Source organism: Roseovarius sp. BRH_c41 (genome assembly GCF_000961715.1).
Lineage (GTDB): Bacteria > Pseudomonadota > Alphaproteobacteria > Rhodobacterales > Rhodobacteraceae > Roseovarius.
This window is the reverse complement of the sequence record NZ_LADY01000031.1, coordinates 1-11217: the sequence shown is the minus strand read 5'-3', so window position 1 is coordinate 11217 and position 11217 is coordinate 1. Positions and strand designations below refer to the sequence as shown.

The 11217-nt window shown below is 64.7% G+C and carries 12 protein-coding genes; 5 read left to right on the top strand and 7 right to left on the bottom strand.

Translation table 11 applies throughout. The features are described 5' to 3' along the window. Positions 1-965: molybdopterin-binding protein (locus tag VR71_RS10230; protein WP_045683562.1), on the top strand; the 965-nt coding region annotated here is incomplete at its 5' end. A gap of 6 nt (positions 966-971) precedes the next feature. On the opposite strand, the gene VR71_RS10225 is transcribed toward VR71_RS10230, so the two are convergent. Beyond that, positions 972-1955 carry a KpsF/GutQ family sugar-phosphate isomerase gene (locus tag VR71_RS10225; protein WP_045683560.1) on the bottom strand — a complete coding sequence of 328 codons (984 nt, stop codon included), beginning with the start codon at positions 1953-1955 and terminating at the stop codon, positions 972-974. Between the two features lie 205 nt (positions 1956-2160). Between VR71_RS10225 and VR71_RS10220 the strand changes: the two genes are divergently transcribed. After that, positions 2161-3384: an MFS transporter gene (locus tag VR71_RS10220; protein ID WP_009819234.1), complete on the top strand. Its 1224-nt coding sequence runs from the start codon at positions 2161-2163 to the stop codon at positions 3382-3384. An 8-nt stretch (positions 3385-3392) separates the two neighbouring features. On the opposite strand, the gene VR71_RS10215 is transcribed toward VR71_RS10220, so the two are convergent. The 3 genes from VR71_RS10215 to VR71_RS10205 all read right to left on the bottom strand — a co-directional run bounded on the left by VR71_RS10215 (position 3393) and on the right by VR71_RS10205 (position 6082). Then, positions 3393-4763 carry a glutamate--cysteine ligase gene (locus tag VR71_RS10215; RefSeq protein ID WP_045683558.1) on the bottom strand — a complete coding sequence of 457 codons (1371 nt, stop codon included), beginning with the start codon at positions 4761-4763 and terminating at the stop codon, positions 3393-3395. A gap of 63 nt (positions 4764-4826) precedes the next feature. Next, the gene (locus tag VR71_RS10210) at positions 4827-5354 is read right to left on the bottom strand and encodes a hypothetical protein (RefSeq protein ID WP_009819232.1); all 528 of its coding nucleotides are present in this window, start codon (positions 5352-5354) and stop codon (positions 4827-4829) included. Beyond that, positions 5351-6082 carry a 16S rRNA (uracil(1498)-N(3))-methyltransferase gene (locus VR71_RS10205; protein ID WP_045683556.1) on the bottom strand — a complete coding sequence of 244 codons (732 nt, stop codon included), beginning with the start codon at positions 6080-6082 and terminating at the stop codon, positions 5351-5353. The genes VR71_RS10210 and VR71_RS10205 overlap by 4 nt, the downstream gene beginning before the upstream one ends. 11 nt (positions 6083-6093) lie before the next feature. Here VR71_RS10205 and ubiA point away from each other — a divergent pair, with 11 nt between their 5' ends. The 3 genes from ubiA (at position 6094) to VR71_RS10190 (ending at position 9361) form a co-directional block, all read left to right on the top strand. Next, positions 6094-7059: a 4-hydroxybenzoate octaprenyltransferase gene (gene ubiA, locus VR71_RS10200; RefSeq protein ID WP_045682969.1), complete on the top strand. Its 966-nt coding sequence runs from the start codon at positions 6094-6096 to the stop codon at positions 7057-7059. 62 nt (positions 7060-7121) lie between these two features. Continuing rightward, positions 7122-9029, top strand: coding sequence for an OmpA family protein (locus VR71_RS10195; protein ID WP_045682971.1), 1908 nt, complete (start codon positions 7122-7124; stop codon positions 9027-9029). Continuing rightward, the gene (locus VR71_RS10190; RefSeq protein WP_045682974.1) at positions 9026-9361 is read left to right on the top strand and encodes a hypothetical protein; all 336 of its coding nucleotides are present in this window, start codon (positions 9026-9028) and stop codon (positions 9359-9361) included. The genes VR71_RS10195 and VR71_RS10190 overlap by 4 nt, the downstream gene beginning before the upstream one ends. A gap of 317 nt (positions 9362-9678) precedes the next feature. Here the strand turns inward: VR71_RS10190 and VR71_RS10185 are convergent, their stop codons facing one another. The 3 genes from VR71_RS10185 to rpmB all read right to left on the bottom strand — a co-directional run bounded on the left by VR71_RS10185 (position 9679) and on the right by rpmB (position 10941). After that, positions 9679-10155, bottom strand: a complete 477-nt coding sequence (locus tag VR71_RS10185) for a copper chaperone PCu(A)C (RefSeq protein WP_009819227.1) — start codon at positions 10153-10155, stop codon at positions 9679-9681. A gap of 43 nt (positions 10156-10198) precedes the next feature. Next, positions 10199-10546, bottom strand: coding sequence for a hypothetical protein (locus tag VR71_RS10180; protein ID WP_045683241.1), 348 nt, complete (start codon positions 10544-10546; stop codon positions 10199-10201). 104 nt (positions 10547-10650) lie between these two features. Further along, the gene (gene rpmB / locus VR71_RS10175) at positions 10651-10941 is read right to left on the bottom strand and encodes a 50S ribosomal protein L28 (RefSeq protein WP_009819225.1); all 291 of its coding nucleotides are present in this window, start codon (positions 10939-10941) and stop codon (positions 10651-10653) included. Between the last annotated feature and the right edge of the window lie 276 nt (positions 10942-11217).

Genomic DNA, 11217 nt, shown 5'->3' with positions numbered 1-11217 from the left:
TGCCCTATCCGGGCACAGTGCCCTCCGGTCACGCGGTCCGCGTGCTGACGGGCGCTGCCCTGCCTGCGGGCGTCGATACCGTGATCCTGCAAGAGGATGTGACCTTGGGCGAGGACCGCATCGCCTTTCGCGCCGGCCTCAAACCCGGCGCAAACACCCGCCGCGCGGGCGAGGATGTGGCGGCAGGCGCGCCGGTGCTCGCGCCGGGCCGTGTGATCACTTCTGCCGATCTGGCGCTCTGCGCCGCCGTCGGGCTCTCTGACCTGCCCATCCACGATCAGTTGCGCGTCGCGGTCATCTCGACCGGCGATGAGTTGGTCGAGCCGGGCAGCCCCGCCCGCGAGGGGCAGATCTATGACGCCAACCGGCCCATGCTCTTGGGTCTCTTGCAGCAGATGGGCTATGCACCGCTTGATCTCGGGCGTATCGCCGATGACCGCGCCGCACTCCGCGCGGCGCTTGATCGTGCTGCCCAGAATGCCGATGCGATCCTCACCTCCGGCGGGGCCTCGGCGGGGGATGAAGATCACGTCTCGGCCTTGCTGAATGAGGCGGGCGCGATGGCGCAGTGGCGTATCGCGCTCAAACCGGGCCGCCCGCTGGCGCTGGGTCTCTGGCGCGGCGTGCCGGTCTTTGGCCTGCCGGGAAATCCGGTCGCGGCCCTCGTCTGCGCGCTCATCTTCGCGCGCCCCGCATTACGGCTTCTGTCTGGCGCAGGGTGGTCCGTGCCCCAAGGCTTTGATGTGCCCGCAGCCTTTGCCAAATCCAAGAAACCCGGCCGCCGCGAATATCTACGCGCCCGCATCCGTGATGGGCGCGCCGAGGTCTTTGCCTCCGAGGGCTCTGGCCGCATCAGTGGCCTGAGCTGGGCCGAAGGATTGGTGGAACTGCCCGACGGTGCGGCCACTATTCAGCCCGGCGACCTGGTCCGCTATATCCCTTATACGAGCTTTCTCAGCGCCTGACCGGCGTCACGCCACCCCGGCGCGGAGCGCATCATGGATATGCACAAGCCCACAAAGCTGCCCGGACTCGTCCACGGCAAACAATGCGCTGATCTTGTTGGTGTTCATCACCCCCAAAGCCTCTGACAAGAGAGCATCGGGCAAAATGCTGCGGGGGTTTCGCGTGGCGACCTCTCCGGCCGTGCGCGCCATCAGGTCCGACAGGTTCCGGCGCAAGTCACCATCGGTGATCACCGCCAAGAGCCGACCATCCTCGACCACCGCCGCCACACCAAAGCCCTTGGCGGTCATTTCCAGCAATGTCTCCCCCATCGGTGTTGTCTCGCGCACGACCGGCAAGGCATCGCCGCGATGCATCACCGACGACACCCGCAATAGCTGCGCACCCAGGGTGCCACCGGGATGAAACGCCAGAAAATTCTCGCGCTCGAACCCGCGCAACCGCATCATCGCCACCGCCAGCGCATCCCCCAGGGCGAGCGTGCAGGTCGTGCTCGTGGTGGGGGCCATGCCAATGGCACAGGCTTCGGGCGCGTTCGGCAGGGTGAGCAGGAAATCCGCCTGCTGCCCCAAGGTGCTCTCAGCCTTCTTGGTAATGGCAATCAAGGGAATCGCGAACCGGCGGCAATGCGCGATGATATCGGCCAACTCGCGGGTCTCGCCGGAATTGGACATCAGGATCACCGCATCCTCGCGGGTGATCATACCCAAATCGCCGTGGCTGGCCTCGCCGGGGTGAACATATTGCGCCGGCGTGCCGGTGCTGGCCATGGTGGCGGCGATCTTGGCGGCGATATGACCGGACTTTCCCATGCCCGAGACGATCACCCGCCCCCGCACCTCCAACAGCCGCGCCACAACCGCGTCAAAGTCACTGGGCAGGGCTGCCCCCATCGCGGTCAGGGCCTCGGCCTCGATTCGGATGACGTCGCGGGCAATCTCACTCGGGGTCTCGCTGTGAGCCTCGGTATGGGTCTTGGCGGTAGACATGGGCGCAGCCCTCCTTTTGCGCCAACTGTTAGCGTGTCATGCGTCCGGGGCCAAGCGGAGGATGCTGATTTGCGGCAAAATGAACCCTGCGAAACTGTGCCATTCACCCTGCTGAAAATACTCCGGGGGGTCCGGGGGACAGCGTCCCCCGGCGCGTGCGATTTTGTGGCTGGTAAGCGTCTGCGCGCCGCCCTATCGTCGCGCCATGAACGCCGACGCCGCCCTTCTCGACAGCCGCTATGCTTGGACTCGCCTTGCCGTGTCGCTGGCCATTGCCACGATCGGCAATGTCGGCATGTGGTCGATCATCGTCGTGATGCCCGCCATGCAGGCCGAGTTTGGCGTCGACCGCGCGGCGGCCTCGATGCCCTATACTTTGACCATGATCGGCTTTGCGCTGGGCAATCTCGGGATTGGCCGGGTGGTGGACCGCTACGGCGTAACAACAGCCCTGATTGGCGCGGCGATCCTGATTTCCTGCGCGACGGCGCTAGCCGCGATCAGCCCCACGGTGCTGATCCTGTCGGCGCTGCAATTTCTCATCGGATTCGGCACCGCCGCCAGCTTTGGCCCGCTCATCGCCGACATCTCGCTCTGGTTTCTCAAACGGCGCGGCATCGCGGTGGCAATCACCGCCAGTGGCAACTATCTCTCGGGCGCAATCTGGCCGGTGATCCTTGCGGGGATCTTGTCAGAACAGGGGTGGCGGGCGGTCTATATGGTGCTGGCCGTGGTGACCGTGGCGGGGGTGATCCCCTTGGCCCTGCTCCTGCGCCGCCGGGTGCCGCTTGCGGCGCGCGCCCATGCCGATAGCCTCTCTTCGGCCCGCGCCGGGGCCACAGGCCTCTCGCCGCGCACTCTGGCCCTGCTCTTGGGCCTCGCCGGGGTTGGCTGCTGCGTGGCCATGTCGATGCCGCAGGTCCATATCGTCAGCTATTGCGTCGATCTGGGCTACGGCCCCGCTGTGGGCTCGCAGATGCTGTCGCTCATGCTCTTGGGGGGCGTCGCCTCGCGCATTGTCTCAGGCCTGCTCGCCGACCGTTTGGGCGGCGTGCGCACGCTCTTGATCGGCTCGGCGCTGCAGTGTCTGGCGCTGTTCCTTTATCTGCCCTCGGGTGGTCTGACCTCGCTCTATATTGTGAGCCTCGTCTTCGGACTGGCGCAGGGCGGCATCGTGCCCAGCTATGCCGTCATCGTGCGGGAATACATGCCCAGTGCCGAGGCCGGACGCCGCGTGGGCTTTGTGATGATGGCAACCATCGCCGGTATGGCGTTAGGGGGCTGGATGACGGGCTGGATCTATGACCTGACCGGCAGCTATCACATGGCGTTTCTCAACGGCATCGCGTGGAACTTCCTCAACATCGGGATCATTGTGTTGATCCTGCTGCGCACCCGCACCCGCACGGGCAGCGCCCTGCCGGCGTGATCCACCTGTCAGTAGCTGTAGTCGGCGTAAATCCGGCTCAGATCGCCCTTCCAATCGCCGTTGTAGCGGTCGAGCAATTCATCGGCCGGGGTCTTGCCGGTCTCGACGCTCTCGCGCAGCGCATTGAGGAAATGCGTCTCGTCCGGGATCATGCCGCCACCGCCCGAGCGCGCGCGCGCCTTCAGACCGGCCTCAGAGATATTGAGCACCGCGCGGGCCAGTTCATGCATATGGATGTCGCCCACCCGCGCCTGCAACCCGTCCACACTGGCCGCCACCCGCAGCGCATCGCGCGTCTCGGTATCCCAGCCTTTGCAAATGTCCCAAGCCGCGTCGAGCGCGGATTGGTCATACATGAGGCCGACCCAAAAGGCAGGCAGCGCGCAGAGCCTGCGCCACGGGCCGCCATCGGCCCCCCGCATTTCCATGAATTTCTTGATCCGCGCCTCGGGAAAGGTGGTGGTCAGATGATCGGCCCAATCGCTGAGCGTCGGTTTCTCGCCGGGCAGGGCAGGCAGTTCCCCCTTGAGAAAGTCACGGAACGACTGCCCCAAAGCGTCGATATACTTGCCATCGCGATAGACGAAATACATCGGCACATCGAGCGCGTAATCGGCATAGGCCTCAAACCCGAAACCCTCTTCGAACACGAAGGGCAACATGCCGGTGCGCGCGGGGTCCAGATCGCGCCAGACCCGCGCGCGCCAGCTCTTGTGCCCATTGGGCTTGCCCTCGAAAAACGGCGAATTGGCGAAAAGGGCTGTTGCCACCGGCTGTAACGCCAGCGCCACGCGCAGTTTCTGCACCATATCCGCCTCAGAGGCGAAATCGAGATTGACCTGCACGGTGCAGGTCCGGCGCATCATGGTGCGGCCCATGGTGCCGACCTTCTGCATATAGCTGTCCATCAGCTTGTAGCGGCCCTTGGGCATGAGCGGCATGTCGTCATGCATCCAGATCGGGGCAGCACCAAGACCGATAAAGCCAACGCCCACCTTGTCGGCGATATCCTTGACCTCGCGCAGGTGGTCGTTCACCTCGTCGCAGGTCTGATGAATTGTCTCCAGCGGCGCGCCGGACAACTCCAGTTGCCCGCCCGGCTCGAGGCTGACATTGGCCCCGTCCTTTTCCAAGCCGATGAGCTTGCCACCCTCTTCCACAGGGGCCCAGCCATGCCCATCGCGCAGCCCTTCGAGGACCGCCAGAATACTGCGCGGTCCCTCATAGGGGATAGGGCGCTGCGTGTCCTTGCAATAGCCGAACTTCTCGTGTTCGGTGCCAATGCGCCAATCTTCCTTGGGTTTGCAACCACTTGCCAGATATTCGGCCAGTTGCTCATGGCGTTCGATCGGCCCGCCGCCGGATTGTGGGATGGACATGTTCGGGCCTCCTGATCAGGGCATTGTCTCGGGCGACACAGTTGGCGTCAAACGCTCGGACTGTCAATGCAGCCTAAGGTGCGAGGCCGCGGTTTGCGTTTTCTGCCAGATCACAGTCGGGTGATCGGGCAGGCGGCGCATCTGTGCCAGCATATGCTCGGTGCGCAGGCCGGGCAGGGCGGCAAAGGCGTCAAAGAGCGCCTCTGCCCCCTCGGCGGTCAGCGGGATATGCAGCGCTGGCGCGCCCTGCGTGCTCAGCACCCAATGCGCGGGCTGCCCCGTCGGATCGAGCGTCAGCGCCTCAAGATCGCGGATCGCCACGACGCCCCCCGTCAGCGGCCCGAAATAGGCGACCTGTCCCTCATCCACCTGCACCACGCCGGGACCGCCCGCGCCCGCCCGAAACCGCGCCCGTTGCAGACCCATCAGCAGAACCGCCCCGGCAAGGATCAAGAGCGCATAGCCCAGCCATTGCAGGAGGCCGTAGCTGCCAATCCCCCACCAGAGCCCAAGCGCGGTGAGCCCGAGTCCGCTCACCACCTCGCGCCAGCGCCAGAGGGCGGCGCGTGCCTCGGCGCGCATAAAGCTCATGTCCAGTCCCCCAAGCTATTTTGCCAGAGCGTCATCGCCGCCACCGCCGCCGTATCGGCGCGCAGGATACGCGGCCCGAGGCTTACGGCATGCGCCTGCGGCAGCGCGGCCAGACGCGCGCGCTCGGCCTCCGAAAACCCACCCTCGGGGCCGATCAGAATGGCCCAAGGCGCGCCGCGGGGCAGATCGCGGCCCAGCCCCTCCGCGCGCCCCGCCAGCGCCTCATCGCAGAACATCACCTGCCGCGCCTCCGGCCAATCCGCCAGCATCCGGTCCAGCCGGTGCAAATCGCTGACCTCGGGCACATAGGTGCCGCCGCATTGCTCTGCGGCCTCGACGGCATGCGCCTGCAAGCGATCCTGTCTGATCCGCTCGGAATTTGTAAACTCGGTTTGCACCGGGATGATACGGGCGGCCCCCATTTCAGCGGCTTTCTCGACGATAAAATCGGTGCGCGCCTTCTTGATCGGCGCGAACATCAGCCACAGGTCGGGCGGATCACGCTGCGGTGCTGTCTGTTCCGCGATCTGCAAAATGCCCCCGCGCTTGCCCGCCTCGATCACCTCGGCGCGCCATTCCCCGGCCTCACCATTGAACACCAGAACCGCATCGCTCACGCCCTGCCGCATCACCCCAAAAAGGTAATGCGCCTGTGGTTGCGTCAGAGGAATGGTTTGCCCTTCCCCCAACGGGTGCTCTAGATAAAGCCTGATCTTCGCTGCTTTCATGGGGCCAACATATGACCGCAAAGAACCAGACGCCAGAGGCCACGGGGCAGGTGGCCGATGCCTATGCTGGCAATTGGGTGGACCGTCTCGCCCCTGCCGCCACACGCCCCTATCTGCGGCTGGCGCGCGCGGACCGGCCCATCGGCACATGGCTCCTGCTCTTGCCCTGCTGGTGGGGGCTTACACTGGCCATGCTCTCGGACGGGCAGGCGAGCTGGCATGATCTCTGGATCTTCACAGGCTGTGCGCTTGGGGCCTTTCTCATGCGCGGCGCGGGCTGCACCTGGAATGACATCACCGACCGGCATATCGACGGCTCCGTGGCGCGCACCGCCTCGCGCCCGATTCCCTCGGGTCAGGTCACGGTGCGCGGCGCGCTGATCTGGATGGCGGCTCAGGCGCTGATCGCCTTTGCCATCCTCCTGACCTTCAACACCGCCGCGATTGCCCTGGGCGTGCTGTCGCTCCTGCCGGTGGCGGTCTATCCCTTTGCCAAACGCTTTACATGGTGGCCGCAGGTCTTTCTCGGCCTTGCCTTCAACTGGGGCGCGCTCCTCGCCTGGACCGCCCACACCGGGCGGCTGGAGGCCCCGGCGGTGATCCTCTATTTCGCGGGCATCGCCTGGACGCTGTTTTATGACACGATCTATGCCCATCAAGACGCCGAGGACGATGCGCTGATCGGCGTGAAATCCACCGCGCGGCTCTTTGGGGACAACTCGCCCCGCTGGCTGCGCTGGTTTCTGGTGGCGACAGTGTCGTTGATGGCGGTGGCGGTCATTCTTGCGGTGCCTGACGCGCGGCTGACCGCACTCCTTCTGGCGCTCTGCGGCCCTTGGGCGATGGGTTGGCATATGCAGCGCCAGATGCGCCACTTGCGTCTTGACGATACCGCGTGGCTGCTTCAACTCTTTCGCTCCAACCGTGACGCAGGCCTCTTGCCTGTGCCGTTTTTCGCCGTTGCCTGTCTGCTGTGATTGAACTCACCCCGCCGCACGCCTAAAGACGTGGGCAGCACTCATAAATTGGCCATTGCCCGATGCGTTTATCATCCGCCTTCACGATCGCAGGAACTTTTGCCGGCGCAGCGGTGCTTGCGGTCGTCGCCGCTGGCTTTGCCGTCAGCGCCATCGAGGATAGCTCGCGCCGTGCCGTGCGTGACACGCTCGACCGCGCGGGTCTTGTCTGGGCTGATGTCGACAGCGACGGACTCCAGCTTTTCCTCGCGGGCACCGCCCCCTCCGAGGCGACCCGCTTCAAGGCGCTTTCGCTCGCGGGCACCGTGGTCGATGCCGCGCGGGTGATCGACCAGATGCTGGTGCAGGATGCGGCCGATATCGCGCCGCCGCGCTTTGCCATCGAAATCCTGCGGAATGACAGCGGCATCTCTCTGATTGGCCTCGTCCCCGCCGCCACGGACCGCGACAAACTTCTGGCGGATATCGCCTCTGCGACCAATGACGTGCCTGTGGCCGACCTGCTGGACGCCGCCGATTATCCCTATCCCGAAACCTGGCCCGATGCGCTGCGCTTTGCCGTGCGCTCGCTGGGCAAACTGCCCCGGACCAAAATCTCGGTGAGCGCTGAGCGCGTTGAGATCACGGCCATGGTCGACAGCCCCGAGGCGCAGCGCCAGATCGAGACAGAGCTGGCCCGCAGCGCCCCGGACGATGTGCGCCTTGCGCTGGCCATCTCGGCGCCCCGTCCGGTGATCACGCCCTTTACCCTGCGGTTCGTGATCGACGGGACGGGCGCGCGGTTCGATGCCTGCTCCGCCGATACCGACGAGGCGCGCGACCGTATCCTGCGCGCGGCCGGCAAGGCGGGCATGCAAAAGCGGACCGATTGTGTGGTTGGCATGGGCGTGCCCTCGCCACAATGGGCACGTGCCGCCGAACTGGCGATTGCGGCCCTCGCCGACCTCGGCGGTGGCTCGATCACCTTCTCGGATGCCGATGTCGCCCTTCTCGCCCCCGAAGGCACCCCGCAAAGCGACTTTGACGATGTCGCAGGCAAGCTCGAGGCCGATCTGCCCGATGTCTTCGCCCTGACCGCGACCCTGCCGCCGCCCCCCGATACCGCAGAACCCGTCGCGCCTGAATTTGTGGCCACGCTCTCGCCCGAAGGCCAAGTGCTGATTCGTGGCCGCGTCGGCAGCGAAACCAGCCGCGAAACCGTGCGCAGCTTTGCCAAGGCGCGGTTTTCGTCCAATGCGGTGCATCTGACCGCCCGCGTCGCCGAGGGCCTGCCGCGCGACTGGTCCATCCGCGTTTTGACCGGGCTCGAGGTGCTGTCTTATCTGTCCAACGGGGTCGTCACCGTCACCCCCGACAATCTCAGCGTCCAGGGCAACACAGGCCGCAAAAGCGCCAGCGCCGAAATCGCCCAGTTCCTCTCGGACAAATTGGGCGGAGCCGAGAAATACTCGATCGACGTGACCTACAAGAAGGCGCTCGATCCGGTGGCAGGCCTGCCCACGCCAGACGAATGCGAGGCGCAGATCGCCGAGATTCAATCCACCCGCAAGATCAACTTCGAGCCGGGATCGGCCACCATCGACGCGCAGGGCGCCGCGATCATGGATGACATCGCCGACATCCTCAAAGACTGCGGTGAAATTCCCATGGTGATCGGTGGCCATACCGACAGCCAGGGCCGCGAAGAAATGAACGAGCAGCTCAGCCTCGCCCGCGCCCGCGCCGTGCTGGATGAATTGCGCCTGCGCCGGGTGCTCACCTCGTCGCTCGACGCCAAGGGCTACGGCGAGAGCACCCCCATCGCCGACAATGAGACCGAAGAGGGCCGCGAGACCAACCGGCGCATCGAATTCCGCCTGATCCGGCCCGAGCCGGTGCCAGATGAGCAAACAGCGCTTGAAAGCCTCGAAGAACCGGGGGAAGAAGGGACTGAGGCCGAAGAGACCACGCAGGACCAACCCACCGAATGAACAGAACCGAATTTATCATCGCGACCGCCATCGTCCTCTTTGTGGCGTTTTGCATGGGCTGGTTCGCCAATTGGCTGGTGCATCGCTTCATCCGTGTGCCGGGGTCTGATGTCGGCGAACTCGAACGCATGGCGCAGGAACTGCACGAGGCTGAAGAAACCCGCGATCAGGCGATCACCTATCTGCAACAGCGCGAGGCGGAGCTGACCAACCAGATCAGCCAGACCGAGGCCGAATTGGCCGCGACAATGGACGGTCTGCGCGAGGCCCGCTACGAGGCCGAGCAATTGCGCGCCCATCTCGACAAGGTCGCCGGTCGCGCAGTGGGCTGATCCGCGAGAGTGTCCCGGCGCGCATGGGACTTCTCTGGTCAGTCTCGGCCCTAAGCGGACATTCGCCCCAATCCCAAAAGCGCGGAATCAAGGCGCGAAGCGCCGCCGCGCAGCGCCCGTCCGCCCCACCGGGCGGGCGCTTTTGCGACGTCACAACACACTGATAGCGCGGATGTATTTGGCAGGCATAAAGTGACAGCCGACTGTGGTGCAGCGCCCACCCGACGGACGGGCACCGCGCGGCTTATCGTACAGGTCCAATGTCCCCATACCCTCTGCGCCCACTCACCCTTGACGCTCACTCAGGTTGTCGTGGCTCAGTTCCCGGTCCCATGGCCTTTGCCATGACCGTCTTCCGGCTTGCGCGTCAAATCGACAGGCACATCAACCACGATCTCTCCGGACTTTTCAAAGACCAGCGTCAGCGGCACGATCATGCCCTGCTCGAAACTCTCCGTCAGACCCATCATCATCACATGCGCCCCACCACGCTGCAACACCAGCATCTCTCCGGCTGGCACCGCAAAGCCTTCCTCGACATGCACCATCTTCATCACGCCACCCTCTTCGATATGGGTGTGCAACTCCACCTTCTGTGCGGCGGGAGAGGCAGCGCCGATCAAACGATCATCGGCATCGCCGATATTCTCGATCAGCATAAAGGCCGCGCCGGTCTTGGCCGTCGGGCTGGCGCTGCGGGCATAGGTGTCAAGCACGTGAATTTCCTGCGCCAGAGCGGGCGCGGCAAGGGCGGTTGCGGCAAGCGCCGCGAATAGCTTGGATGTGAGAGACATCAGTCGCTCCTTTCAGGTCTGTGTGTCAGTAGTGGCGTGGGGGTCAGACCGCCAAGGGCGGTGCCCGTGCGACGCCCGCAGGCAGGCTGCGTGTCACCACATCCGAGATGACCGTCGTGAGCGAAAGACGCCGCGCGGGCGCGTGCCACTCCGTCAGGACAGGGCGCGCCTCCAGAACCACGGCAAACCCCGGCAGGCAATCCGGGCAGAGATGCGGTGTGACGACGGGCTGGCCCTCACCATCCACTGTGACCGTCACAGGACCCGTTCCGGTGCAGAGCACGATCTCGCCCACGGGCTGTGCGGCCCCGCGCGCCACGGCAAGGCTCTGGCTCGTCAGTGCCAGAAGCAGGCAAAGGCCCAAGGCCAATATCGGGCGATGCTGTCTCATGGGACCGAGATATAGGCCCGCACCGTCACGCTCGGCAAGCGACAAACGCAAACAGCCCCGCCACATTGGGCAGGGCTGCACGCCAGTCTTCTAGATCACAGGCCTCAGGCGACGACGGCCTGTGCCTTTGCAATCTCTTTCTTGACCTTCAGCGCGGTGGCCGACAGCTCGTCGTCCTTGGCCTTGGCCAGAAATGCATCCAGACCACCACGATGATCGACGCTGCGCAGGGCATGCGCCGAGATCCGCAGCTTGATGCCGCGATTCAGGGTCTCGGATTGCAGGGTCACGTCGTTCAGGTTCGGCAGATACCGACGACGTGTCTTGTTATTTGCATGGCTGGAGTTGTTGCCAACCATCGGGCCTTTTCCAGTCAGTTCACAGCGGCGCGACATGGGGTCATCCTCGTTCTTGCTGAGGGCGCGTGCTGGCCCTTCTTAACACAAACGGGCACCACCACAGGCAGCGCCCCGAATTCCGTTTGGGGTCTTTAGGCCCAAACCGCAGGCGCGTCAAGGGATTCTCCCGCCGAATTTGCCGCAATTCCACGTCTTTCGTGGACTGTATTTCAGTGGCTCGCCCCGGACGCCTTTGAAGAGAGTGTTTATCGCAGGATGAAACGCAAATGGCAAAAAACCGCCATCGCGCCTGTGTCGCCGGCTGACTTATGT